The 25,743-nt window shown below is 71.1% G+C and carries 25 protein-coding genes; 23 read left to right on the plus strand and 2 right to left on the minus strand.

The features are described from left to right. The first annotated feature begins 96 nt into the window (after positions 1-96). Positions 97-1,602, plus strand: coding sequence for a gluconate:H+ symporter (locus tag ABZT12_RS07455; RefSeq protein ID WP_356378774.1), 1,506 nt, complete (start codon positions 97-99; stop codon positions 1,600-1,602). A gap of 64 nt (positions 1,603-1,666) precedes the next feature. Beyond that, positions 1,667-2,374, plus strand: coding sequence for a hypothetical protein (locus tag ABZT12_RS07460; protein ID WP_356378777.1), 708 nt, complete (start codon positions 1,667-1,669; stop codon positions 2,372-2,374). Between the two features lie 100 nt (positions 2,375-2,474). Here the strand turns inward: ABZT12_RS07460 and ABZT12_RS07465 are convergent, their stop codons facing one another. Further along, positions 2,475-4,175 (minus strand): glycosyl hydrolase family 18 protein, encoded by a 1,701-nt coding sequence (locus ABZT12_RS07465; RefSeq protein ID WP_356378780.1) that lies wholly within the window; start codon positions 4,173-4,175, stop codon positions 2,475-2,477. Positions 4,176-4,835: 660 nt separating this feature from the next. Here ABZT12_RS07465 and ABZT12_RS07470 point away from each other — a divergent pair. From ABZT12_RS07470 to ABZT12_RS07545, 16 genes are all read left to right on the plus strand, one after another. Beyond that, positions 4,836-5,645 (plus strand): hypothetical protein, encoded by an 810-nt coding sequence (locus ABZT12_RS07470; protein ID WP_356379051.1) that lies wholly within the window; start codon positions 4,836-4,838, stop codon positions 5,643-5,645. A gap of 109 nt (positions 5,646-5,754) precedes the next feature. Then, on the plus strand, positions 5,755-6,465 hold the full coding sequence (gene cpaB, locus ABZT12_RS07475; RefSeq protein WP_356378783.1) for a Flp pilus assembly protein CpaB: 711 nt from the start codon (positions 5,755-5,757) through the stop codon (positions 6,463-6,465). 9 nt (positions 6,466-6,474) lie between these two features. After that, entirely contained in the window at positions 6,475-7,722 is a 1,248-nt protein-coding gene (locus ABZT12_RS07480) for an AAA family ATPase (protein WP_356378786.1), read from the plus strand. Positions 7,723-7,726: 4 nt separating this feature from the next. Further along, positions 7,727-8,143, plus strand: a complete 417-nt coding sequence (locus ABZT12_RS07485) for a TadE/TadG family type IV pilus assembly protein (protein WP_356378789.1) — start codon at positions 7,727-7,729, stop codon at positions 8,141-8,143. A 1-nt stretch (position 8,144) separates the two neighbouring features. Beyond that, complete coding sequence (locus ABZT12_RS07490) at positions 8,145-8,519, plus strand: TadE/TadG family type IV pilus assembly protein (RefSeq protein WP_356378792.1); 375 nt, start codon at positions 8,145-8,147, stop codon at positions 8,517-8,519. A gap of 24 nt (positions 8,520-8,543) precedes the next feature. Then, entirely contained in the window at positions 8,544-9,881 is a 1,338-nt protein-coding gene (locus ABZT12_RS07495; RefSeq protein ID WP_356378794.1) for a CpaF family protein, read from the plus strand. An 8-nt stretch (positions 9,882-9,889) separates the two neighbouring features. Next, complete coding sequence (locus ABZT12_RS07500; protein WP_356378797.1) at positions 9,890-10,831, plus strand: type II secretion system F family protein; 942 nt, start codon at positions 9,890-9,892, stop codon at positions 10,829-10,831. A gap of 31 nt (positions 10,832-10,862) precedes the next feature. Then, positions 10,863-11,753: a DUF5936 domain-containing protein gene (locus tag ABZT12_RS07505; RefSeq protein WP_356378800.1), complete on the plus strand. Its 891-nt coding sequence runs from the start codon at positions 10,863-10,865 to the stop codon at positions 11,751-11,753. Between the two features lie 17 nt (positions 11,754-11,770). Then, entirely contained in the window at positions 11,771-13,246 is a 1,476-nt protein-coding gene (locus ABZT12_RS07510) for a histidine kinase (protein ID WP_356378803.1), read from the plus strand. Between the two features lie 56 nt (positions 13,247-13,302). Next, positions 13,303-14,232 carry a response regulator transcription factor gene (locus ABZT12_RS07515; RefSeq protein ID WP_356378806.1) on the plus strand — a complete coding sequence of 310 codons (930 nt, stop codon included), beginning with the start codon at positions 13,303-13,305 and terminating at the stop codon, positions 14,230-14,232. 166 nt (positions 14,233-14,398) lie between these two features. After that, the gene (locus ABZT12_RS07520; RefSeq protein WP_356378809.1) at positions 14,399-14,635 is read left to right on the plus strand and encodes a hypothetical protein; all 237 of its coding nucleotides are present in this window, start codon (positions 14,399-14,401) and stop codon (positions 14,633-14,635) included. Continuing rightward, the gene (locus ABZT12_RS07525; protein ID WP_356378812.1) at positions 14,632-15,237 is read left to right on the plus strand and encodes a pilus assembly protein TadG-related protein; all 606 of its coding nucleotides are present in this window, start codon (positions 14,632-14,634) and stop codon (positions 15,235-15,237) included. The genes ABZT12_RS07520 and ABZT12_RS07525 overlap by 4 nt, the downstream gene beginning before the upstream one ends. A 34-nt stretch (positions 15,238-15,271) precedes the next feature. Then, entirely contained in the window at positions 15,272-15,853 is a 582-nt protein-coding gene (locus tag ABZT12_RS07530; RefSeq protein WP_356378815.1) for a hypothetical protein, read from the plus strand. 7 nt (positions 15,854-15,860) lie between these two features. After that, positions 15,861-16,496, plus strand: a complete 636-nt coding sequence (locus ABZT12_RS07535; RefSeq protein WP_356378817.1) for an OmpA family protein — start codon at positions 15,861-15,863, stop codon at positions 16,494-16,496. 211 nt (positions 16,497-16,707) lie between these two features. Beyond that, on the plus strand, positions 16,708-18,549 hold the full coding sequence (locus ABZT12_RS07540) for a hypothetical protein (RefSeq protein WP_356378820.1): 1,842 nt from the start codon (positions 16,708-16,710) through the stop codon (positions 18,547-18,549). A 29-nt stretch (positions 18,550-18,578) separates the two neighbouring features. After that, positions 18,579-19,124, plus strand: coding sequence for a hypothetical protein (locus tag ABZT12_RS07545; RefSeq protein WP_356378822.1), 546 nt, complete (start codon positions 18,579-18,581; stop codon positions 19,122-19,124). Between the two features lie 63 nt (positions 19,125-19,187). On the opposite strand, the gene ABZT12_RS07550 is transcribed toward ABZT12_RS07545, so the two are convergent. Beyond that, positions 19,188-19,556 (minus strand): DUF192 domain-containing protein, encoded by a 369-nt coding sequence (locus ABZT12_RS07550; RefSeq protein WP_356378825.1) that lies wholly within the window; start codon positions 19,554-19,556, stop codon positions 19,188-19,190. 124 nt (positions 19,557-19,680) lie between these two features. Between ABZT12_RS07550 and ABZT12_RS07555 the strand changes: the two genes are divergently transcribed. The 5 genes from ABZT12_RS07555 (at position 19,681) to ABZT12_RS07575 (ending at position 25,352) form a co-directional block, all read left to right on the plus strand. Beyond that, positions 19,681-20,418, plus strand: coding sequence for an A24 family peptidase (locus ABZT12_RS07555; RefSeq protein WP_356378828.1), 738 nt, complete (start codon positions 19,681-19,683; stop codon positions 20,416-20,418). 128 nt (positions 20,419-20,546) lie between these two features. Further along, on the plus strand, positions 20,547-21,419 hold the full coding sequence (locus ABZT12_RS07560; protein ID WP_356378831.1) for an LLM class flavin-dependent oxidoreductase: 873 nt from the start codon (positions 20,547-20,549) through the stop codon (positions 21,417-21,419). Positions 21,420-21,525: 106 nt separating this feature from the next. Then, complete coding sequence (locus ABZT12_RS07565; RefSeq protein ID WP_356378834.1) at positions 21,526-22,311, plus strand: methyltransferase domain-containing protein; 786 nt, start codon at positions 21,526-21,528, stop codon at positions 22,309-22,311. Positions 22,312-22,935: 624 nt separating this feature from the next. Beyond that, entirely contained in the window at positions 22,936-23,709 is a 774-nt protein-coding gene (locus ABZT12_RS07570; protein WP_356378837.1) for an isoprenyl transferase, read from the plus strand. Positions 23,710-24,026: 317 nt separating this feature from the next. Continuing rightward, positions 24,027-25,352, plus strand: a complete 1,326-nt coding sequence (locus ABZT12_RS07575) for a PhoH family protein (RefSeq protein WP_356378840.1) — start codon at positions 24,027-24,029, stop codon at positions 25,350-25,352. The last annotated feature ends 391 nt before the right edge of the window (positions 25,353-25,743 follow it).

Raw genomic sequence — 25,743 nt, forward strand, 5'->3', positions numbered from 1 at the left:
GCCCCAACTCCCGCACACCGTATGCCGCGTTCGTCACGGCACGGCGCCCCGCACGCGGCGGACGCCGCGCCGCGATACCCCCTGCCCGAAAGCCCGATGCTCCCACCCACCAGAGGACCCCCCTTGTCCTACCTACCGCTCGCCGCCACCGCACCCGCCGCCCCACCCCACACCGGAGGCCTGCTCCTCCTCGTCGGCGGCACGACGGGACTGCTCACCGTCGCCGCCCTCGGTATCGCCCTGCTCCTCTTCCTGATCATCAAGGCCCGGTTGCAGCCCTTCGTGGCGCTCCTCGCCGTCTCCATAACCGTCGGCCTGCTCGCCGGTCTGTCGGTCACCGAACTCTTCGGCACGGTCCAGCGCTCCGACGCCGTCTCGACCATCGAGTCCGGCATGGGCGGCATCCTCGGCCATGTCGCGATCATCATCGGCCTGGGCACGATGCTCGGTGCGATCCTCGAAGTGAGCGGCGGCGCCGAGGTGTTGGCGTCCCGGCTGCTCGGGCTGTTCGGCGAGAGACGGGCACCCCTCGCCATGGGCCTGACCGGCCTGATCTTCGGCATCCCGGTCTTCTTCGACGTCGGCATCTTCGTCCTGGCACCGCTCGTCTACGCGGCCGCCAAGCGCGGCGGCAAGTCCATCCTGCTCTACTGCCTGCCGCTGCTCGCGGGCCTGTCGATGACGCACGCGTTCCTGCCGCCGCACCCCGGTCCCGTCGCGGCGGCCGGCCTGCTCCACGTCCAGCTCGGCTGGGTCATCCTGATGGGCGTCGTCTGCGGTCTCCCGGCGGTGCTGGCCGCGTGGGCCTACGCGGCCTGGATCGGCAAGCGCATCTTCGTCGCCGTACCGCAGGACATGGTGGAGGCGGCTCAGGAGGCCCGGCAAGCGGTGCTCGACGAGCAGCGGGCGGCCGGCGTCGAGCCGCAGGAGACGCCCGTCCCGCTCGGCACGGTCCTCGCGATCATCGGTACGCCGCTGGCGCTGATCCTGGCGGCCACCTTCTCCTCGATCGCGTTGGACCCCTCCACGCTCCGCTCGGTCCTGGAGTTCTTCGGCAGCCCCTTCGTGGCCCTGACGATCGCCCTGCTCCTCGCCTACTACCTGCTGGGCCTGCGCCGCGGCTGGTCGCGCAAGTCCCTTGAGGCGGTGTCGACTTCGTCCCTCAAGCCGGTCGGCAACATCCTGCTGGTGGTCGGCGCGGGCGGGATCTTCGGCGCCGTGCTGAAAGCGAGCGGGGTCGCGCAGGCCCTCTCGGACACCTTCCACGACGTGGGTCTGCCGGTGCTCGTCCTGTCGTACCTGATCTCGCTGGTGCTGCGGGTCGCGCAGGGTTCGGCGACCGTCGCGATCGTGACGACGGCGGGCATCGTGGCCCCGCTGCTGGCCGAGGGCGACCACTCGCAGGCCTTCGTCGCGCTGGTCATCATGGCCATCTCGGCGGGCTCCATCTTCGCCTCGCACGTCAACGACGGCGGTTTCTGGATGGTGGCGAAGTACTTCGGGATCAGCGAACGGGACACGCTGAGGACGTGGACCGTGCTGGAGTCGGTGCTGTCGGTCGCCGGGTTCGCGGTGGCGGCGGTGCTGAGCCTCTTCGTGTAGTCGTCTGATAACGAAGTTGGGGCTGGCTGTGCCCGGCACAGGATCGTCGACCATACTGCCCGCTGTGGAGCAGCGCATAGGTTCGAGCAGCCAGCCCCTGGAGGGCGCCGGGTTCGACCCGGCTTTCATCCCCGGGCTCACCCCGCCCGTGTCCGGCGGACAGCGGGACACGGAGCCGGAGGCCGCGCAGGCCCAGGCGGAGGAGCCCGAGAACACGACCGAGCCGCCGGCGCCGGACGCCGGGGCCCCCGAGGCCCCCGAGGACGCGGAGGCCCCCGAGGACGCCGAGGAGGGGACTCCCGAGGAAGTCGCCCCCGAGGGCCCGGTCTTCGAGGCGTCCGACCGCCGCGCGGAGATCGTCGCCGACCACAGTGGCGTACGCCTGCGCCTCGACGACCAGCAGTGCGAGTTCCGCTGGGACGAGATCGGCGCGATCGAGACCGAGACCCCGCGCTTCGGCAAGCGGTTCACGATCACGGTGCACACCCCGGACCGCCGTTGGTACCCCATCGAGATCGAGGCGGCCGCCAGAAGCCGCTTCGCCGAGTGGGAGACCGAACTGGACGCGGTACTCGACGCCTTCTTCGACGACGGTGCCGACGAGGCCGCTGACGCCGAAGGCACCGAAGGCACCGAGGACACGGACGGCACGGCTGCCGCTGACGCCGACGACACGGGCGACGCCGACGCGACCGACGCCTCGGCCGAGGCGCCCGCCGAACCCGTCGAGCCCGCCGACGGAAAGTCGGCCGGCGCGCCTAAGAAGCCGTAGCGGGGCCCCGGTTGAGACCGCCGTGCCGCCCGGCCCTGTGTGAGGGGCCGGGCGGCACGGCGGGTCCGGGGACCTGAGGGGCGTGGCGGGTGCTTGGACGCTACGGGAGCGCGTGGACGTGCGCTCCCACCGTGTTCGACCACGAACTGCCCGCGGTGGCGTCCCAGTTGGTCGACCAGGTCATCGCCCCGCGCAGGTCGGGGTAGGTCTTCGACGGCTTGAAGGTGCCGCAACCGGTGCCCTTGGCAAGACAGTCGAGGGCGTTGTCCACCACGGCCGGGGAGACGTAGCCGCTGCCCGCCGCGCGGGTGGAGGCGGGGAGGCCGAGGCCTACCTGGGACGGGGCGAGCCCGCCCTGGAGCTGGATGCAGGCGAGCGCCGTCAGGAAGTCCACCGAGCCCTGGCTGTAGACCTTGCCGTCGCAGCCCAGCATCGAACCGCTGTTGTAGTACTGCATGTTGACGACCGTGAGGATGTCCTTCACGTTCAGGGCCGTCTGGAAGTAGCTGTTGGACGTCGACTGCATGTCGATCGTCTGGGGGGCCATCGTCAGGATCAGGGAGGAGCCCGCCTTGGCCGACAGCGAGCGCAGGGCCTGGGTCATGTACGTCGCGTTGAGGCCGTTCTCCAGGTCGATGTCGACGCCGTCGAATCCATACGTCTGCATCAGGGAGTAGACGGAGTTGGCGAAGTTCGCCGCCGACGTGGAGTCGCTGATCGACACCGTGCCGTTCTGGCCGCCGATGGAGATGACGACCTTCTTGCCGGCCGCCTGCTTGGCCTTGATGTCGGCCTTGAACTGGTCGACGGTGTAACCGCCGAGGCCCGCGGAGTCCAGGCTGAAGGTCACCGCGCCCGGGGTCGTCGAGGCGTCCGCGAAGGCCACCGCGATGATGTCGTACTGCGAGGAGACGGCCGACAGCTTCTGCACCGTGGCGCCGTTGTCGAAGTTCTGCCAGTAACCCGTCACCGCGTGCTTGGGCAGACCCGTACCGCCCCCGCCGCCGGTGGCGGCCGTCGTGCCGGTCACCGCCGCCGACTTCGCCGACTCACCCGCCGAGTTGGCCGCCGTGACCTGGAACGAGTACGCCGTCGAGGCCGAGAGGCCGGTCACGGTCGCCGAGGTGCCGGTCACCGCGGTCACCTTCGTACCGCTGCGGTAGACGTTGTAGCCCGTCGCGCCGGAGACCGTGCCCCAGGACAGGGAGATCGAGGAGGAGGTCGCGGAGGCCACCGTGAGGCCCGTCGGCGCCGCCGGGACCGTCGGGGCCGGGTCGCCCCCGCCGCCGCCGTCCGGGCCGTACACGGAGAGGTCGTCGGCGTAGTAGGGCGCCTGGCCGTACCAGCCGTGCGTGTACACCGTGACCGAGGTGGTCGAACCGCCCGTCGTGAACGACGTCGACAGCTGCTTCCAGGCGCTGGTGTCCGGCGTCCAGGTCGACACGTCGGTCGTGCCGGTGCCGGTCACACCGAGGTAGGAGTAGCCGCCCTGCACCCAGGCACTCAGCGTGTACGTCGAGTTGGGCTTGACCGCGACCGACTGCGTGCACTGGGCGTTGTCCTGCCCGGCCGGTGTCCCCTTGAGCGCGGCCGAGCCGCCGTGCACCGGGGAGGAGACGGTCGTTCCGCTGCCGGCCGTACAGGTCCAGCCGCTCAGACCCGATTCGAAACCGGCGTTCCTGGCGTTGTTGACGTCGGCGGCCGACGCCTGGCCGGTGCCCGCGAGGGAGAGGGCGAGGGCGGCGAGGGCGGTGGTGGCCCAGACGCGTCTTCTGCCGGGAGATCCTGGTAGGCGGTCCACTGATGCCTCCGGTGGGGGAGAGGGGAGGAGTTGGGGACGGTGGCCACCGCTGCATCTACAAGTTGGTCCAGACCAATTCTCTTGTCAAGAGGTCCAGACCAACTTGTCCAGTGCCAGGGAGAATTGAACGGCCGTGCGGCCCGGCGTCCGCGGCCGTCCTGTGTGACGGAGGTGATCGTGTGGAACAAGGTGTCGTACGGGAGGAGTTGTGTGGGAGGTGATCAGTTCACGCAGCAGTTGTAGGGGACGTACGTGCGCATCCTCGACTGGGGTGTGCCCGAGAACTGGGCGCCGGTCAGCGTCTGGATCTTCTTCTGGGTGCTGTTCATTTCGCTGGCCCTTTCTTGCCGTGTGGATCACAGCGACTGGCTGTGCCGTAAACGTAGGTTCGGGCACCCCCGGGCGGCGTGGGCCTGCGGACCCAAACCCGGACCCAACCTGGACCGGGCGCTCGACCTGCCCCGGTTTGGCGGGTGTTGTGCGGTGGCCGTTGCCGCACAGCTACAGAAACGCTGTTCTCCGGCCACAGAGGCGTGGATACAGTGCGGAGGAAGTCACGCAGTGAAGTCGATCCGGCGCACCGGAGCAGAACCGGTGGGCCCACTGGCGGTGAATCGGGAGCTACGCGTGCCAACTGCCATTGCCGTGACCAGTGCTGACATGGCGCTGCCGGCGCAGGACGACCGGACCCTGCCCGCCGTCGTCCTGGCCGAACTGGACCGGCGGCCCCTCGACGAGGTGCTGTCGGAGGTCCAGGCCCTGCTCGACCAGCACGGACATCTCATCGTCGTCTCCTCGCAGGCGGTCTCCGAAGGGGTGCGGCGACGGCTGCACACCGTGCGGTCCATCCTGGAGAGTGACCGGATCGCCCTGTTCCAGCCCGATCTGCCCCCGCTCGGACTGGCCGTACTCGCCCGTCAGTTGAGGCAGCTGGCCTCCTGCGACCTCACCCCCGGGGTGCTCGCCTCGGCGGGCCGGCTGCTCACCCACTACATCCACGCGGGCGCGCTGCTCGGCTCCGTCACCAAGCTGGACCGGGTCCCGGTGGGTCTCAGGGCCCATGCCAAGTCCTGGGTCCCAGGGACCCAGTTCGCCGTCCTAGCCCACCCCGAGCCGCAACTCGTCCGGATCGGACCCGACGCGACGCTGAACGGACCGGAGTTCGGCACCTGGATGCTGGTCGCCAAGGGCCAGCTCCAGTCCGAGTGGATCGGCACCGCCCTCGCCCCGGCGTGGAACGTGCTGGGGCTGCGCGAGGCCACCCTGCCCGCCGAGTCCGCGAGTTGGTGGGGGACGGGCAGACTGGTCGAGTTCTGCACCTTCCTGCCCGACCTGTCGGTCCTCTACCAACTGGTCACCTCGGTCCGGCAGTCCGTCTGCCACTGGTGCGGCATCGACGTCATCGGTGATCGCTGCGTCTTCTGCTCCGCCACCGCACCCGTCCACGAGAACCAGATACAGGCGAGGTGAGTCCGGCACCACGGGACGCACCACCCGAACACCCCGAACCACCCGTCAGCGCACCGCTCGTACCGATCCCGCCCGATCGACCGATATCCCCAATGAGGTTGTACGGTTCATGAACTCCCGTCAGCGCCGCGGCGTGATACTCCTGCTCCTGTCGGTCGTCTGCGCCCTCGGCGCCTTCGTCGGCGTCCTCTCCGTCATCAGTGACGTGAAGTCCAAGGTCGGCCCCGAGGTCACCGCCTACCAGATCAAGAGTGACGTGGCGCCCTACACGCCGCTCACCGCGGGCCAGTTCGAGAAGATCAAGATGCCCAAGCGGTGGCTGTCGGGCAACGCCGTGACCGACCTGCGGCAGATCGAGGGCAAGATCGCGGTGAATACCCTGCGCCAGGGGTCCCTCCTCCAGACGGACATGATCGTCGACCAGCCGGCCCTGAAGCCCGGGCAGCAGGAGGTCGCCATCATGATCGACGCGGCGACCGGCGTGGCCGGCAAGATCACCGCGGGCGCCACGGTCAACGTCTACGCCACCTTCACCGGCGCGCGCCAGGGGGACCCGTCCGAATCCAAGATCATCGTGACGAACGCCCAGGTCATCGACGTCGGTAAAATCACCGCACTGGACCCGAGCAGCAGCGACAAGACCACCCAGCAGCCCACCGACGCCGTCCCGATCACCTTCGCCCTGTCCACCCTCGACGCTCAACGGATCACGTACGCCGAGTCCTTCGCCCAGCGGGTCAGGCTCGCGCTGGTGGCACCCGGCAGCGCCACGACCGTGCCCGACAAGGACCGGACGTACGAACTCGCGAACGACAAGTGAGGGACCCGCATGCCCACGAGGATCCTCCCCGCGGTCGGCGACGCGGACGCCATCCGCGCCATCATGACGCGGCTCAGCCAGCTCCCGGACGCCGACCCGGTGACCCCGGTGGCCGACTCGACCCAGCTCATCGACACCCTCGCGCGCCTGGCCGCGGAGTCCGTCGACGAGCTGCCCGAGGTCGTGGTGGTGCATGAGCGGATCGGTCCGGTCCCCGCGCTCGAACTGATCCGCGAAGTGGCGCTGCGCTTCCCGGCGGTGGGCGTCATCCTCGTCACCACCGACGTCAGCCCCGGCCTCTTCCAGGCCGCCGTCGACTCCGGCGCCCGTGGCCTGGTCGCCATGCCCCTCAGCTACGAGGAACTCGCCAGCCGCGTCCAGGCCGTGGCCCAGTGGTCGGTCGGCGTACGGCGCCATCTCGGCCACGGCGGCGACGTGTTCACCGGCGTCGGCGGCACCGTCGTCACGGTCAGCGGCGCCAAGGGCGGCACCGGCGCCACCCTCACCGCGATCCAGCTCGCCCTCGCCGCCCAGGCGTCCGGCCGCCCCACCGTCCTGGTCGACATGGACCTCCAGACCGGCGACATCGCCTCCTACCTGGACGTGCAGTTCCGCCGCTCGGTGGTCGACCTCGCCGCCATCACCGACATCTCGCCGCGCGTCCTGGCCGACGCCGTCTTCCGCCACGACACCGGCGTCGCCCTGCTGCTCGCCCCCGGCGAGGGCGAACGCGGCGAGGAGGTCAGCGACCGGTCGGCCCGCCAGATCATCAGCGCCCTGCGCTCCCGCTACGAGGTCGTCGTCGTCGACTGCGGGGCCCAGATGAGCGGCGCCGGCGCGGCGGCCGTCGAGATGGCGGACACCGCGCTGCTCCTCACCACCCCGGACGTGGTCGCCGTACGCGCGGCCAAACGCACCGTCCGCATGTGGGACCGCCTCCAGATCCGCAAGGCCGAGGAGACGACGATCGTCGTCAACCGGCACACCCGCGCTACGGAGATCCAGCCCCCGCTGATCCAGAAGATCACCGGCACGGCGGTGGCGGCCACCGCGATCCCCGCCCACTTCAAGGAACTTCAGAGCGTGGTGGACGCCGGGCGCATCCACGAACTGGACAACAAGAGTGTGGTGAAGCAGGCGTTGTGGAGCCTGGCCGGCGAACTGGGTCTGGTCCGGGCCCAGGAGACCCCTCAGCGGGGTGGCCGCGCACGTGGCGGCGACCGGGGCTCGGTCTCCTTCCGGCGCCGGAAGGAGTGAGGGGATGGACGGACGGGTGAAAGCGCGCGGGCGGGACCGGGCGCGGGAGCGGGACCGGGGCCAGGTGACCATCGAGTTGCTCGGGATGACCCCGCTGATCATCCTGACCCTCGTACTGATGTGGCAGATCGTGCTGGTGGGTTACACCTATACGCTGGCGGGCAACGCCGCGGACGAGGCGGTGCGCGCGGCGACGGCGGCCGTACGGGGCGGCGCGCGGGACGCCGCCTGCCGGCAGGCCGGTCTGGACAAGCTGTCGGCCGCGTGGAGGAGCGGTGCCCAGGTGAGCTGCTGGACGAGCAACGGCTTCGTCACGGCCGACGTGTACCTCAACGTCCCCGTGCTCTTCCCCGGTTCGATCGGCTTCCACGTCCCCGGCATCCACGGCCACGCCGGCGCCGTAGAGGAGGCGACGAACTGAGATGGCGTACCGCGGGAGGGGCGGCGGGCCGCGCGCCGGGCGGGACCGGGGCCAAGTCGCCATCGAGTACATCGGGTTCATCCCGATCCTGCTGCTCGTGGCGCTGGCGGCCGTACAGCTCGGAGTGATCGCCTACGTGGCACAGCAGGCCGGTACGGCGGCCCGCGCCGGGGCGCGCAGCGCCTCGCTCGGGCACAGCGCCCAGCAGGCCTGCCGGGCCGCCGTGAGCAGCCGGCTCGCCCGCAGCACCACCTGTGTCCAGGCGCGCGGCGCCGACACCGTCACGGTCACCGCCACCGTCCACATCCCCTCCGTCCTCCCCGGCTGGGGCGGTAGAAACGTCCACAAGACGGCCACCATGCCGCTCGACCACTGAACGAGGAGCGAGGAGCACGGACCCATGAGTCTGCGGGCACGCATCAACTCCCCCGAGGAGAACGGCAACCGGGGCGAGGACGGCCACCTGGTCGCCTCCTACCGGGCCAAGCTCCTGGAGGAGATCGACCTCGCGGAGATGAGCGCGCTGGCCGCCGCCGAGCGCAGGGCCCGTCTTGAGCGGGTGCTCGGCCACATCATCAGCCGCGAGGGCCCGGTCCTCTCGACGGTCGAGCGCTCGCAGCTGATCCGCCGGGTGGTCGACGAGGCGCTCGGTCTCGGCATCCTGGAACCGCTGCTCGAAGACGCGTCGATCACCGAGATCATGGTCAACGGACCCGACGCGATCTTCGTCGAACGCGGCGGCCGGGTCGAGCAGTTGCCGCTCCGCTTCCCCTCCCACGACCAGCTGATGCAGACCATCGAGCGGATCGTCTCGACGGTCAACCGCCGGGTGGACGAGTCCAATCCGATGGTCGACGCCCGCCTCCCCTCCGGCGAGCGCGTCAACGTGATCATCCCCCCGCTCTCGCTGACCGGCGCCGTCCTCACCATCCGCCGCTTCCCGCGCTCCTTCACCCTCCGCGAGATGATCGGCTTCGGCTCCCTCGACGAGCACATGCTGTACCTCCTCGCCGGGCTGGTGCAGGCGAAGTTCAACATCATCGTCTCGGGCGCGACCGGCACCGGGAAGACCACGCTCCTGAACGCGCTCTCCGGGCTCATCCCCCAGACGGAACGCATCATCACCATCGAGGACTCCGCCGAACTCCAGCTCCAGCAGTCCCACGTGATCCGGCTGGAGGCCCGGCCGCCCAACGTGGAGGGCCAGGGCCGGGTCACCATCCGCGACCTGGTGCGCAACTCCCTGCGGATGCGCCCCGACCGCATCGTCGTCGGCGAGGTCCGCGGCGGGGAGTCCCTCGACATGCTCCAGGCGATGTCGACCGGCCACGACGGCTCCCTCGCCACCGTCCACGCCAACAGCGCCGAGGACGCGCTGATGCGGCTGAAGACACTGGCATCGATGTCAGAGGCCGGTGTGCCCTTCGAGGCGCTGCACGACCAGATCAACAGCGCCGTCGACGTCATCATCCAGCTCACCCGCTTCGCCGACGGGGTCCGCCGCATCACCGAGGTGGCCCTCCTCGACAGCCACGGCAGCGAGCCCTACCGGCTGGCGACCGTGGCCCGCTTCAACGCCCAGCCGATGGCCGCCGACGGCCGTGTCTACGGCGCCTTCGAGTACTTCCCGCTCTCTCGCCGCACCGCCGACCGGCTCTACATGGCGAGCCAGCCCATACCCCAGGCCTTCGGCGTCGCGCAGAGCGCGGACCAACTGGCCGTCCGAGAAGCCAGGTAGGACCGTCCATGGATCTTCAGTCCCTCGCCACGCTCACCACCGGCGTCACCCTGCTCACCTGCGTCCTGGCCGTCGCCGGACTGCACGCCTACGCCATGGGCAAGGCGCAGCGCGCGGCGCTGGTGGACCGGCTCTCCTCGACCGGCAACATCCGGATCGGCCGACAGCGCCGGTTCCGCGGCCTGGACCGCCGGCTGCGCCGCACGAAACTGGGCAAGAAGCTCGAACTGCGCCTGGCCGCCACCGGCTTGGACATGACCCCGGGCGAGTTCTTCGCCTACATGCTGGCCACCGTGGCGGCCCTGTGGCTGATCGGCCAGGCGTCCCTGGCCCCCTTCTTCGGCCCCATCGCCGGACTGCTCGGTATCGGGGTGGCGGTCCAGTTCCTCAACTGGCAGCGCCAGAAGCGCATCGAGAGGTTCATCAACCAACTCCCCGAACTGGCCCGCATCCTGGCCAACGCCACCCACGCCGGCCTGGCCCTGCGCACCGCGATCGGCATGGCGGCGGAGGAGCTGGAGGCACCGGCCGGCGAGGAACTGGGTAAAGTGGCCAACCAGTTGGCGGTGGGGGCGTCGATGGACGAGGCACTCGGCGAACTGGCCGACCGCCTCCCCTCCCGTGAACTGGTGGTCCTGGTCACCACACTGGTCCTCTCCAACCGGGCGGGCGGCCAGGTGGTGAGCGCGCTGCGCAACCTCACGGACACCCTGGACGAACGCAAGGAGACCCGGCGTGAGGTCCGCACCCAGCTGTCCCAGGTCAACATGACCTCCTACGCCGTGCCGGTGATGGGCGTCGGCGCGCTGTTCCTGATGAACGGCGTCAAGGACGGCGCCCTGGACCGGATGACGGGCTCCCCGGTCGGCCAGGCCTGCGTGATCATCGCCTTCTCGCTCTACGCCGTCGGCTTCATCCTGATCCGCCGGCTCTCCCGCATCGACGTCTGAGGCCGACAGGTCCCGAGGAGGTTACGCACCCATGGCAGCACTCCTGCTCGCTCTCGTGATGGCCCTCAGCGTCTGGGGGATCTTCGCCGGCGTCCGCATGTACCGCGCGGACGCGAAACTCCCCAGCGACCTCGCCCTCGCCCTGGAGGTCGGCTCCACCCGCACCGGCGCGGTCGACTCCCTCGTCGACCGCCTCGGCATGCGCTACGCGCCCACCGTCCTGCGGCTGATGGGCCCCAAACAGGTAATCAAGTACCGGCGCAAGATCGACCTGGCGGGCAACCCGGGTGGCCTCACCATCGACCGGTACGCGGCCCGGCGGGCGGTCTACGGCTTCCTGGGCGGCTTCGGCGGCCTGGTCATGATCATGAAGGGCAGCTACTTCGTCGCCCTGATCCTCTTCGCCTTTGGTGCCTTCTGGACGGAGGTCGGCATCTGGTCCGCGATCCGCCTCCGCAAGGACGTGATCGAGCGGACCCTGCCGGACTTCCTGGACGTCCTCGCCGTCGTGGTCAGCGCCGGCCTCGGCTTCCGGCAGGCCCTGGACCGCGTCTCCTCGAAGTACGAGGGCCCCTGGGCGGACGAACTCCGCATCACGCTGCGGCAGATGGACCTCGGCATGAGCCGCCGCCAGGCCTTCGCCGAACTGCGCCGCCGCAACGACTCCGAGCAGGTGGCGATGTTCGTGACCGCGCTCCAGCAGGGCGAGGAGCTGGGCGCGCCGATCGTCGACACCCTGGTGTCACTGGCCAAGGACATGCGTCGCACCGACGCCCAGAACGCCCGCCGCAAGGCCGCTCGTGCCGTGCCCAAGGCGACCGTGATGATCACCACGTTCATGGTCCCGGCCACGATGCTGCTGCTCGGCGCCAGCCTCCTCCTGGGGTCCGGCACGGACTTCAGCTCGGTCACGGGCAAGTAGGGCAAGGGACCGCAACCATGACGACCACCGCCGAACGGAAGGGGCTGCTGCGGCGGCGCCCGAAGACGACGGAGATCACCGGTCCGCCGGTGGGAACCGTCCTGCCGGACCACGTCCGTACGGGCGCCGCGGACATCCCCGTCACCTCGGTGACGCCGGCGCTGCCGCCGGGATGGGCACCGACGGGCCCGGACCGGCCGGGCGACCCCCAGGGGCCGTCGGCCTCCGGCGGCCCGGCCAAGACCGCGGATCCCGCCGACGACCGCACCATACCGATCCAGGTGAGTGCCCTCCAGGCGATGTGCCGGCAGGTCTTCGGCTTCCGGCTGGCCATGATCGCCCTCGCCTCCCCCTCCGCCCTCCTCAACTCCAACCCGGGCCCGGCCAGAAACCTGGTCAGCGCCGCCGTGGTGATCACCTTCATGCTCTCCTACGTCCTGTTCCGGGACTGGGAACGCTTCGGCCCCCTCCTGCTGCGCCACCCCTCCCTCCTCGTCGTCGACACCCTCTTCGCCTCCCTGCTCCTGATCTCCGCGGGCCCCAGCAGCACCCTCGCCTACGTCAGCGTCTGCACCCCCCTCCTGGCCGGCCTCGTCTACGGCTGGCGCGGCGCGGGCTGCTTCGCCTCGCTCCAGGCGCTGATCCTGCTGCTGGCCCAGAGCGCCGCGGCCGGCGCCCACCCGGGCGTCGCGGAGGCCTCCCTGCTGCCGGGCCTCTGTGTCATCAGCGGCGCGGTCGGGGTCACCCTCCGCAACCTGATGCTCCGCTTCGGCGAAGCCACCCAGGCCCTCACCACCGTGCAGGCCCGGCTCGCCGTGACCGAGGCGGTCGGCGCCGAACGCTCCCGGCTGGCACGGGAGATGCACGACTCGGTGGCGAAGACCCTGCACGGCGTGGCCCTGGTCGCGGACGGCCTCGCCTCCTCGGCGGGCGCCGACCGGCTCGACGCGGACCTGGTCAAGAAGCAGGCGGAACTGGTGGCCCGCTCCGCCCGCCGGGCCGCGGCCGAGTCCCGGGAACTCCTGTCGGACCTGCGCCGCGAGTCCGACCCGGAGGAGGCCACCGACGTCCTGGTCGAACTGGCCGCCCGTACCCGCGACTTCAGCGCCCGCACCGGCCTGGCCGCCGACTACCACCCGACCGGCGAACGCCACGTCCCGCCGGTACCGCTCGCCGTCGCCCGCCAACTGCTCACCATCGCCACGGAGGCGATGGAGAACGCCCACCGGCACGCGGCCCCGACCCGCGTGGACGTCGAAGCGGGCGTCCACGGCGACCTCCTGCGCATCAGCGTCTACGACGACGGGCGCGGCCTGCCGCCCGGCACCACCCTGGAACAGTTGCGCCGCGCGGGCCACTTCGGCCTCGTCGGCATGGTGGAACGGGCCGCCTCCGTCGGTGCCCGCATCCGCATCGGCCGAGGCGGCCGTCCGACGGGCACCGAAGTCCGCCTGGAACTCCCGCTCGGCGCCCTGACGGCGGCGGCATCATGAGCGGTACGCCGTATCCGCCGCCCCACATCCCCCACGACCCGAGAGGAGGCCGCCCGATGCCGGACCAGACGACGCCCCCCGGTTTTCCGCAGTCACCGCCCCCGAACCCCTTCGAGCAGTTCCCGGCGGCCACACCGGCCGCCCCGCTGCGGGTCGTCGTCGCCGACGACAACCCCGTGGTCCGGGCCGGCCTCACGGCCCTGCTCTCCGGCCGCCCGGACATCACGGTGGTGGCGGAGGCGGCGGACGGCCGCCAGGCCTACGAGGCGGCGCACCAGCACCGGCCCGACGTGGTCCTCCTCGACGTCCGCATGCCCGGTGTGGACGGCATCTCGGCGCTGCCCTACCTGGTGCGGATCGCGCCGGTGGTGATGCTGACGTACAGCCGCGAGTCGGAGATCGTCCAGGAGGCGCTGCGCCGGGGCGCGGGCGGCTACCTGGTCCACGGCGAGTTCACCGCCGACGAACTGGTCTCCGCCGTCAGGGACATCAGGGAGGGCCGGGCGCACTTCAGCGCCACGGCGGCGGGTGCGCTGCTCGCCCAGTTGCGTGAGGGGTACGGGCAGCGGCCGGAGCAGGGACAGGGCGGCCCGTCCCTGCCCGAGGGCCTGGGTTCCCAGGAGCCGCAATTCGGTGCGAGTGCACATGCTCAGTACTCGCCAACTGCCCACCCCTCAAACAGTTCTTCAGAAAACCTTTCGCAAATGCAACCGAATGTGGGACAGTCGTCGTCTGGGTGGACAGGCGGCCGGCCGGCCGCCGTCGACAGGTCACGGTTCCAACTGAGCGCGCGGGAGGTGGAGATCATGGACCACATCGCGGCCGGCATGAACAACCGGCAGATCGCCGCCCTGTGCTTCATCAGCGAGAAGACGGTCAAGAACCACATCAACCGCATCTTCGCCAAGCTGCACAGCACCAGCCGCTCCGAGGCCGCCGCCAAGTGGCTGGGTACCGCGCCGGGTTCGCACCGAGGGCTGGGGTGATCCGCCATGGCCGCAGCGGGAGGGGAAGACCGGCTCCGGGCCTCGGTTTGGGCCCCGGATTGGGCCCACGGGCCCTGTGTCGGACCCGCGGGCGCCGCATACCGTGCTTGCGTCAGCGGCACCGGCAAGGAGGAAGCCGGTTACGCCTCACTCGGAGAGGAAAACCATGAGCGACCTGATGCTGAAGACCGCCGTTGCGACGCAGGTCCGTATGAGCGGCTGGAGGAACACGACGGTCCAGGCCGTCCAGCGCCGCGCGGGCGACAGGGGACAGACCGCGGTCGAGTACCTGGGCATCATCGCCGTGGTGGTGGCGATCGTGGTCGCGATCGGGGGTACGAGCATCGGCACCGCGATCCTCAACAAGATCACGAGCATCATCAGCAAGGTCGGTGGCCCTTGAGCGGACCGCGCCGGTACAGCGACTCAGGGCAGGTCTTTCCCATCTACATCACGGTGGTGGGGGGCCTGCTCTTTCTCGCGCTGGCCTACTTCGCGGTCGGCCAGGCCACGGTGAACCGCAGCGGTGCCCAGACCGCCGCCGACGCGGCGGCGCTCGCCGCGGCTCAGGACCTCCGGGACGAACTCGCGGGCCAGTGGGTGACCGACCTACTCGATCCGACCAAGTGGGGCCCCATCTTCGCCGGCGCCGGGACGGCTCCCGGTGCGTGTGCGCGGGCTGGTCAGCTGGCCGGCCAGAACGACGCCGTGCTGAAGGGATGTCTGCCGACGTCTCACGGCGTGGGCTACGACATCGTTGTGCAGACCAGGGAGACCATGGGCCGGTCCGTCGTCCCGATCACGGCGCACAAGAGGTCGAAGGCAAGCGCTACGGCCGTCGTCCAACCGCTCTGCCACTTCCAGCTCCCCGGTACGGGCACCGGGACCGGCGGCGTGCTGCCGGAACTCTTCTGCGACAACCAGAAGACCTGGAATCCGGATCCGCAGAACCCCACCTCCCTCCCGGGACCCGCGGACCTCTTCGACGTCCATTTGGCCGACTGACAAGCGAACGACGAGTGATGAAGGAAGCAGAGCGATGAGCGTTCGGTTCACTGCGCAGGCCCGCAGGGGGATGGTCGCGTTGGCCCTCGTGACCGGCCTGGCCATCGGTGCGTCCGGCTGCGGCAGCGGGGGCGGAGACGACAAGAAGCCGGATTCCTCGGCGTCCGCCTCGCAGGGCAGTGGTGCGGGAACCAGTGCTCAGGAGACGCAGCCGCAGACCCCCCTGGCCGAACTCAAGGGTGGGGGCGGACTCCTTCTCCAGATCACCTCGGCCCAGCGGGACTCGGGCGGATTCCTCACGCTGAACGGCCAGTTCAAGAACGACGCGTCGCAGTCAGTGGTGATCCCCGCCGAAGTGCGCGGTGACGAGACCGAGATCCTCAAGCACGGTACGTCCCTCGGCGGTGCCTCGCTGATCGACTCCCAGGGCAAGAAGCGCTACTACGTACTGCGGGACACCGACGGGCGCCCGCTCACGACGACCGGTCTCACGACCATCGAGGCGGGGCAGACGATCCCGGTCTTCATGCAGTTCCCCGCACCGCCGACGAGCGCCAGCCAAGTGACACTCGAGTTGCCCACCTTCTCCAGCGGCACGATCAAGATCTCCGGATGAGGCCACAGTGACCACCACTCCACGCCTCGCCGTGACGATCACCGCCGCCACGATCATGGTCGCCGCCAACATCGTCGGCGCGGTGGCGGCCCGCGCCGACGACACGCCCGCCCCGAGCGTGCCCCCGGGCACCGAGGCCACCGCGTCCGCGCCGGTGAAGGTCGACCCGACCGACCCCGACCTGAAACTGCCCGAGGGCGCGACCCTCGCCGATCCCAAGGTCCTCGACATCAAGTCCGTCGTGGAGGACCAGGGCGGCGAGGAACGCCGCGAGGACACCAACTCCGACGTGACGTTCGCGCTCCAGGCCGAGGTCCTCTTCGGCAAGGACAGCGCCAAGCTGGGCGCCGCGGCCAAGTCCCGTATCGACGCCATCGCGGCCGAGATCAAGAAGCAGAAGGCGACGCAGGTCCGCGTCTTCGGCTTCACGGACGACCTGGGCTCCTCGGCCCACGGCGACGTGCTGTCCAAGCAGCGCGCCGACGCCGTACAGGCCGTCCTGGACTCCGACCTCAACGACCCGGCCATCACCTTCGAGGTGCGCGGGTACGGCGAGCAGTACCCGATCGCCGACAACTCGACGGAAGCGGGCCGCAAGAAGAACCGGCGCGTCGAGGTGACGTTCCCCCGACCGGGAGACTGAGCGCAGGCCCCCGGGGCCCACCCCCCCCGTGGGCCCGCGTTGGGCCCACGGGCCCATGCGCGGATGACCGTGGGTCCGTAACCTCTCTGAGTTCTGGCGGTGTTGCGCACCGTTGACGTCGGGGGACGGGTGAGACATGGCCTCTTACGGGGGAGTGCCAGGGCCCGCGGGCGGATGGCGGGGGCCGGCCGGGACGGGCGGGCGCCGGGCGATGCCCGACTCCGTCCGCGTCGCGCTGGTGCTGGTCCACACACTCTTCGCGGTGACGGTCGTCGGCGGGCTCGGCCTGTTGGCGACCGCCGCGTCGTACGGCGTGCTCGACGGCGAGACCGTCGGGCTCGTCGCCTACGGGGCCGCGCCCGGGGTCCTCGGCTGGTGGCTGGCCCGGCGTAGCTGGGAGGGCGGGGTCCGGGTCCGGCGCGGGCTGGTCGCCGTACAGGTCTGGTCGGTTGTCGGCGCGCTCGCCCATGTCGCCGCCGGCTCCGCCCGCGGCGGCACGCAGCTCCTGCTCCCGGTGCTCGTCCTCTGCTTCGTGCTCCGGCCGGAGAGCCGGGAGTGGTACGGGCTGCCCGTCCTGGACCGGGTGGAACGCCGGCCGTTCTCCCTGGCCCGGCTGGTCCGCCCAGGGCACGACGGGGGACAGACGTCCGTCGAGTACCTCGGCTTCGTGGCGATCGTCGTCGCCCTCGTCACCGCCCTGCTCGTCGGCGGTCTCGGTCCGCGGATCTTCGACGGCATCCGGTCGGAGGTCTGCAAGGTCACCGGCGCCGGCTGTCCCGCACCGGCCCGCGGAGGCGACGGTACGGACACAACGTCCGTACGGGACAAGGGAGATGGCACGCCCGCCGTCCCCGTCTCGGCGAAGAAGAAGGACGGCGGGAAGGACGACGGCTGCTTCTCCGGCGTCGGGGCCTTCTTCGGCTGCGCGGGCGACCAGGTCAAACAGGTCGGCCAGGGCGTCGGCGTGGACGGCGTCTGGGGCGACCTCACCGGCATCTACGGCCTGGTCCGCCACCCCGTCGACACCGTGAAGGGCATCGGCGACTACGGCAAGAAGCTCGGCACGGACTGGACGAAGAACTCCCGGGGCGCCGCGAAGAAGTGGGCCGACGGCGACTACGGCGGGGCCCTATGGGACTGGGGCGGCGCGTCGCTGAAGACCGGCGGCACGGTCGTCTACGACGTGTTCGTCGGGGACGACGTCGCCGACGACTGGAACCACGGGCAGAAGACCCGCGCCGTCAGCCACGTCCTGTGGAACGTCGGGTCCCTCTTCATCCCCGGCTACGACGTCGGCAAGGTCGTCGAGAAGGTCGGCGACCTCGGCAAGGTCGGCAGGCTAGGGAAGCTGGGCGAGCTCGCCGAGAAGGCCGCCGAAGCGGCGGAGAGGGCCAGGAAGGCGGCGAAGGCCGGTGACCTGGCCGCCGCGGAGAAGGCCGCCAAGGACGCCGACGACGCGGCGGCGGAGGCGGAGGAGAAGGCCAGGAAGACCGGCTGCACCGTCTCCGCCCCGGCCCGCCGCGTCCCCTACGGCGGCGGCGCCGGCCCCGTCCCGGGCGGCGCCACCACCACCGTCCTGGCGGCCGGTGCCTCGCCCTACGTCGTCCTCGCCGAGGACGGCTGTGACGAGGACGCCGAGAAGGAGGCCGAGGACGCCCGCGAACAGGCCGACGACGCCGACCACGCCGCCGGCCGGATGGACAAGGCGGAGGTCGAGGCGGCGAAGCGGCCGACCGTCGGCCAGGGCGACCCGAAGAAGTTCAAGGACCACTTCCTGCGCCACAAGAAACTGGTGGAGGACGCGCTCGGCACCAAGTACAAGAAGCTCAAGGAGGACGGCCCGCGCTTCCTCCAGGACATCCAGGCCACCATCGAGAACGGCACCTTCAAGCTGGTCGGCAAGGGCACGCTGAAGAAGGGCGAGCCGGAGGGACTGATCTACCGTGGCAACGGCGTGACGATCGTCCTGCGCGACAACGGCGACTTCTGGACCGCGCTGAAGACCGGCGAGGGCCTGGACACGTCGATCGAGATCACCAAGAGGGCCGAGTGAGCCGCACCGGCCGGGCGACAGGAGCAGCAGTGACCCCTCCCACCGGGAGCCGTACCCCCTGGAGCCGTATCGAGGACGCGCTGCGCGACCGGTACGTCACCGATGTCCTCGTGCCGGGCCGGATCGACCAGGACGAGACGGTCGCCGGGATCGCGCGGTTCGTGCCGCAGCCGCTCGTCGTCTTCGTCGAACTCGACGAGGGGGCGCTGCGGTTGGAGTCGGCCGGCCAGTACGGGCGGCTGGACGCCGAGCTCGTGGACGCCGTCTCGCTGGCCGGGGTGGACCTCTTCGAGGCCATCGCCGAGGAGGGCGACGAACTGGCCCTCTCCTCCCAGGGCGAGCAGCTCTTCGGTGACGGATGGACCCGGCTGCGCTGCACCACCGTCCGCCCGTACCCGCGGCCCGGCGCCGGCCTCGGCCCCGGCGACTCCGCGCTCACCTGCCTCGCCCTGGAACTGGAAAGCCGCCACTGGCTGTTCTTCGACCCCGGCTGGCCCTTCGGCATCAGGATCGGCAACGCGGAGGACATGCGCCGCTGGGAACAGGACCACGCGGACGGCGGCCGGCCGGGCTGAGCCGACCGGGCGAACGGCCACCGTCGCCCGTCGCCCGTCGCCCCGTCGCGACGGCCGCCACCGCTACGTCGTCGTCTCCACCGTGACCCGCGCCCCGGCGCCCAGCCCCCACTCCGCCATGGCCCCGGCCTCCGCCTCCAGCACGTGCCGCGACCGCAACCGCGGCAGCCCCAGCCGCCCCGGCTCCATCGTGTGCACGGCGACGACCGTCAACTGCCGGTCCAGATACGCCACATCGATCGGGAAGCGCATCCGGAAGGTGTGCACACTGCTCGCCGGGGAGAGCAGCATCGCCCCGTCGATCCCGTCCCGCCCCAGCAGCCCCTTCGTCCGGGCCCCGTAGGAGGCCGCCACCTCCAGGGGGACCGCGACCGCGCCCCGGGCCCCCTGCACGACCAGCTTCCCCCGCCCGTCACGCCAGCGTCGTCCCATGTCAGGCCGCCTTCCCGCTCTGCCTCGGCATCCGGTGCCCACCGACCGTATCCACCGGGGAGTAGGCCCTACATGGGCCCACGGGCCCATGCCGCGTCCGGCGGCCCCGGCATAGGGTCCCGGCGTGCGCGAGTTTCTGATCGTCGCGGGTGTCCTGTGGGGCGCGGGTGCCGGGCTGCTGCTGCCGCGGGCAGCGCACCGGTTCTCCGTCGACCCCGGGCAGCCGTGGAGCGCCGCGTGCCCCGCCGGTCACCCCATCACCGGGCCGCTCGCCGGCTGGCTCGGACCCGCCCGCTGCGCCGGAACCTGCGGCGGCTACGGCCCGTCCGCGGTGGTCGTGGCCACCGTCACGGCCCTCGTCTGCGGGGCCCTCGCCGCGGCCACCGGACCCCGTCCCGAACTCGCCGTATGGCTGCTCACCGCCCCCGTGGCCGTGCTGCTCGCCCTGATCGACCACCGGGTCCACCGCCTCCCCGACGTGCTGACCCTGCCCCTCGCCGCCGCCGTCCTCGCGCTCCTTGGTGGTGCGGCGGCGCTCCCGGCCGACGCGGGCTCCTGGCCCACCGCCCTGCTCGGCGGAGTCGCCCTGAGCGCCGCGTACCTGGCGCTCTTCCTCCTCAACCCGGCCGGCATGGGCTTCGGCGACGTGAAGCTCGCCCTCGCCCTCGGCACGGCCCTCGGCTGGTACGGCTGGCCGATCCTCGTCGCGGGCGGCTGCGCGGGCCTGTTCTACGGGGCCCTGTACGGCCTCGGCATGGTCGTGCTGCGCGGGGCGGGCCGCAAGTCGGCGATCCCGCTGGGGCCGTTCATGATCGGGGGCGCGTTCACGGGCCTCCTGCTGGGGGCGGCCGCGACCGCGTGAGGCGGTGACGGGCCGCCCCCGCCGGCCGACGAGGTGCCCCGCCCGTCCGGAGGACCGTACGGCTCAGCTCAACAACCGTGCCGGTCACGGCGATTGACGGCCCCCGTCGTCCGGGTAGGGGAAGATCCATGACTGGACTCGGCGCTGTCTTCCGGCCCCAACTGCCCCCCGAGCGACTGCGTGCCGTGACCCGGCTCGCCGACGAGTCGGGACTGGAGCAACTCTGGCTGTGGGAGGACTGCTTTCGCGAGGGCGGGATCTCGGCGGCGGCAGCGGCGCTCGCGTGGAGCGAGCGGGTGCGGGTCGGCGTCGGACTGCTGCCCGTACCGCTGCGGAACGTCGCCGTCACCGCGATGGAGGCCGCCACCCTGCACCGCCTCTTCCCGGGCCGGGTGATCCTGGGCGTCGGCCACGGCGTACAGGCGTGGATGGGGCAGGTCGGGGCGCGCGCGGAGTCGCCGGTGACGCTGCTGCGCGAGCATCTCGGCGCGCTGCGCGCCCTGTTGCGGGGTGAGCGGCTCACCGTCGAGGGGCGGTACGTCACGCTGGACGACGTCGCCCTCGACTGGCCGCCGGAGCACCCCGTCGAGATCTACGCCGGTGCCACCGGCCCGCGCTCCCTGGGCCTCGCCGGCGAGGCGGCCGACGGTACGGTCCTCACCGCGGCCACCTCCCCCGACGGCGTCCGCCGGGCCCGCCTGCTCATCGAGGAGGGCCGCCGGTCGGCCGCTCGCACCGACCCCCACCGGGTCGTCGTCTACCTCCTCACCGCGACCGGTCCCGACGCCGGCGCCCGCCTGCGCGCCGAACTGGCCGCCGAGGGCGTGGAGTCGGCCTCCGGCACGGGAGTGGCGGGCGACGCGGCCACCGTCGCGGAGGCCGTCCGGCGTCTCGCCGAAGCCGGCGCCGACACGGTCGTCCTCCAGCCCACCGGCGACGAACCGGACCCCGAGGGCTTCATACGCTTCGCCGCCGAGGAGGTACGGCCGCTGGTCGGGTGACGGGCGGTCCGCACGGCCCCGTCCGCCGTCCCCAGGGCGCCCTTGTCGGGCGCCGGGCCGGAAAAACCAGCGGCGCCCACCGGCACCGCCCTGCCACCATCTCCGTATGAGCGACGCGACGAGCCGTTTCGAGGAGCTGGTGGCCGAGGGGGCCGCCGTACCCACCGACGGGTGGGACTTCTCCTGGTTCGAGGGCCGGGCCACCGAGGCCCGCCCCTCGTGGGGATACGCGCGCTCCGCCGCCGGACGCCTCGCCCGTGCCACCGCGGCCCTGGACATCCAGACCGGGGGAGGAGAGGTCCTCGACCTCTCCCTCGCCGCCGCGGAGCGGCCGCCGGTGCTCGTCGCCGCCACCGAGGGCTGGCCGCCCAACACGGCCAGGGCGACCGCCCTGTTGCGCCCGCGCGGGGTCACCGTGGTCGCCGTCCCCGAGGACGCCCCGCTGCCCTTCGCCGACCGGGCCTTCGACCTCGTGCTCAGCCGCCACCCGGTGTGCCCCCGGTGGACCGAGATAGCCCGCGTCCTCGAACCCGGCGGCACCTACTTCGCCCAACACGTGGGGCCCCGCAGCGTCTTCGAGCTCTCCGAGTGGTTCCTGGGGTCCCGCGCGGCGGGCGTACCGGGCGCCCGGCACCCCGACGGCGAGCGCGCGGAGGCCGAGGCCGCGGGGCTCGACGTCGGCGCAGTGCGCGCGGAGCGGCTGCGCATGGAGTTCCACGACATCGGCGCGGTCGTCCACTTCCTGCGCAAGGTGATCTGGATGGTCCCGGGTTTCACGGCGGAGGCGTACGAGCCCCGGCTCCGCGCCCTGCACGAGCGGATCGAGAGGCACGGCCCGTTCGTGGCGCACAGCACCCGGCACCTCTTCGACGCGCGAAAACGCGAGCGCTGAGGCCTTGGGCGCCCGTTCCGCCACGGGGTTTTCACATCGTTGCCGGCGACGGCTCACCTGCCGCCCTCGTCCTCACGTAGCTTCAGGCCAACGATATTCGCGTGAGCAAAGCCGCGCGGTGGGCACCGTGCGGAGGAGGGGGCCGCGCGGTGCCGTCTCCGTCAAGCGGACGTTCGCCGACGGGGTACCCCCTGCGGGCGACACGCGGGCGAGCGTCCTGATGGCCCCGTGAACCGGCAGACCTCCCGGTATTCGCCGGATCTCCGCTTCTTCTCCGCTCCCACCAGGCGATCCGCCGTGAACCGGCCATGACCGGAGCCGGAATCAGGCGTTCCGACCTCCTCGGGGTGTTGCCGGGCGACTCCGGAGAGTAGTTGTGACACGCCGATGCGCGCGGCATCACTTACAAAGGGTTATGGTGGAAACCCCCCCTCGGGCCGGTCCGTATCCCCCCACGGACCGGCCCGTTTTTTGTGCCCGGTCACCCTTCGGAAGAGCCGGGTCCGGGCGGGGGTAGGCTTCGCCCCCCGGGGGACCGCCATACGGGCAGCGCTGCGCCGAGCCGCACTCTCAGGGCCGCTTCAGGCCGCGCCTGTCCGATTCGCACGGAGGGGCTGACAACACGTGAACCTGCGCGACACCCTGCGCCGCCTGCTGGTCAGGTTCTACACACGCAGGGTGGGAGGCCATCTCGACCACGCCCAGGTGCCCAAGCACATCGGCGTCATCATGGACGGCAACCGGCGATGGGCGAAGGCGGCCGGCTCCACCACCGTCCAGGGACACCAGGCCGGCGGCGACAAGATCGAGGAGTTCCTCGGCTGGTGCAGCGAGACGGACGTCGAGGTCGTCACCCTGTGGCTGCTGTCGACGGACAACTTCGACCGCCCGCAGGAGGAACTCGGCCCGCTGCTCGGCATCATCGAGAACGTGGTCGGCTCCCTCGCCGCCGACGGCCGCTGGCGCGTCCACCACGTCGGCATCCGGGACCTGCTGCCGCCGCGCATGCAGTCCGTCCTGAAAGAGGCCGAGGAGTCCACCGAGCACGTCGACGGAATACTGGTCAACGTCGCCATCGGCTACGGCGGCCGCCAGGAGATCGCCGACGCGGTCCGCTCGATGATCCTGGACGCCGCCGAGAAGAACACCTCGATGGAGGAGCTCGCCGAGGCCGTCGACGTCGACCTCATCGGCAAGCACCTCTACACCGGCGCCCAGCCCGACCCCGACCTGGTGATCCGTACCAGCGGGGAGCAGCGGTTGTCCGGATTCATGCTCTGGCAGACGGCGCACTCCGAGTACTACTTCTGCGAGGTCTTCTGGCCCGCCTTCCGCAAGGTCGACTTCCTGCGGGCCCTGCGCGACTACGCCGCGCGCCACCGGCGCTACGGAGGCTGACCGGCCCGGACACGGCCGGAGCGCATACCCCCTCCGGCACGGACGTAACAAGGAGTTCACCGGCGCGCCGCCTCATGTCATGGCATGGCGACGCTCGTTCGAGGGCATAGACCTAGCAGGTCGACGCCCGAACCACGGGTGTCGGATCTCAGCGGACGGCACGGGGCCGTCCGCCCGGGAGGCCCTTTGCACCAGCCCGACCGTGCGGTCAGTACGGGCGAGACGGAGGGCCGGTCTCCGGCCCGCGCACCGCGGCCCGGACCGGTCCAGCTCCTCTCCGTCGCTCCCCGACCTCTTCCGAGGGGGTACGTCCTTCCGTGGTGACCAGCACAAAGCGCCGTATGCCTGACCGGCGCACCTATGTTCTCGACACCAGCGTCCTGCTGGCCGACCCCAACGCGCTCAGCCGCTTCGACGAGCACGAAGTCGTGCTCCCGATCGTCGTGGTCACAGAGCTGGAGGCCAAGCGGCACCATCCCGAACTCGGCTACTTCGCCCGGCAGGCCCTGCGCCTGCTCGACGAGTTCCGGGTCCGGCACGGCCGCCTCGACTCCCCCATCCCGATCGGGGAACTCGGCGGGACGGTCCGGGTCGAGCTCAATCACTCGGACCCCAGCGTGCTGCCCAGCGGCTACCGCCTGGGGGACAACGACTCCCGCATCCTCGCGGTCGCCCGCAACCTTCAGGCCGAGGGGTTCGACGTCACGGTCGTGTCGAAGGATCTGCCCCTCAGGATCAAGGCCTCGTCCGTGGGGCTCCTCGCCGAGGAGTACCGCGCCGAACTCGCCATCACGGACGCCTCCGGCTGGACCGGAATGTCCGAACTGACGCTGCCGGGCGAGCAGGTGGACATCCTCTTCGAGGAGGGCCACGCCTACGTCCCGGAGGCGGCGGACATGCCCGTGCACACGGGCCTGACCATCCAGTCCGAGCGCGGCAAGGCCCTCGGCCGGGTCACGGCCGAGGGCAACGTACGGCTCGTCCGCGGCGACCGGGAGGCGTTCGGGCTCAAGGGCCGCAGCGCGGAGCAGCGCATCGCGCTGGACATCCTGCTCGACCCGGACATCGGCATCGTCTCGATGGGCGGCCGGGCCGGCACCGGGAAGTCGGCTCTCGCGCTCTGCGCGGGACTTGAGGCGGTACTGGAGCGCAGGCAGCACCAGAAGGTGATGGTCTTCCGGCCGCTGTACGCGGTGGGCGGGCAGGAACTCGGCTACCTGCCCGGTTCCGAGGCCGAGAAGATGGGCCCCTGGGCGCAGGCGGTCTTCGACACCCTCTCCTCGGTCACCAGCCGCGAGGTCATCGAGGAGGTCACCTCCCGCGGGATGCTGGAGGTCCTGCCGCTCACGCACATCCGCGGCCGCTCGCTCCACGACGCGTTCGTGATCGTCGACGAGGCCCAATCCCTGGAACGGAACGTCCTGTTGACCGTTCTGTCCCGGATCGGCGCCAACTCGCGGGTGGTCCTCACCCACGACGTGGCCCAGCGGGACAATCTGCGGGTCGGCCGCTACGACGGTGTCGTCGCCGTGGTGGAGAAACTGAAGGGGCATCCGCTCTTCGCCCACGTCACGCTGACCCGGTCCGAGAGGTCCCAGATCGCGGCTCTTGTGACCGAAATGCTGGAGGACGGGCAGATTTGAGCACCAAGGCCCAATAAGGGTCGGTTACGCGGCAGTTGGCGCCGTCCGGGAAAGGCATCAAGCCTAGCCGGGCGGCGCCTTCGTGCGTGGGGATTTCCTCAAATCCCGTGGGGCAAACCGGGTGTGAGCTTTCACACGCAACTCGGAATTGCCACTTGGCGTCCGGTTACGGCAGAGTCTCAGTCCTGTCAGGCCCCGCATACGACACACCTGTACCCCCAGCGGTACACGGCACCACTTGATGCAGCAAAGCCAACTCAACAGCGTAGTCGTATGCCGCCCGCGCTTCATGTGGCGCTCCCCGTGCGGGAGTCGCCCACCGGGCCCGTGCCTCCCGTGACCCGCGTAGTGGGGAGGCCAGCGTTCAGGGGCACGATTGCGTCCGCCAGGG

Source organism: Streptomyces sp. NPDC005423, assembly GCF_040606415.1.
Classification (GTDB): domain Bacteria; phylum Actinomycetota; class Actinomycetes; order Streptomycetales; family Streptomycetaceae; genus Streptomyces.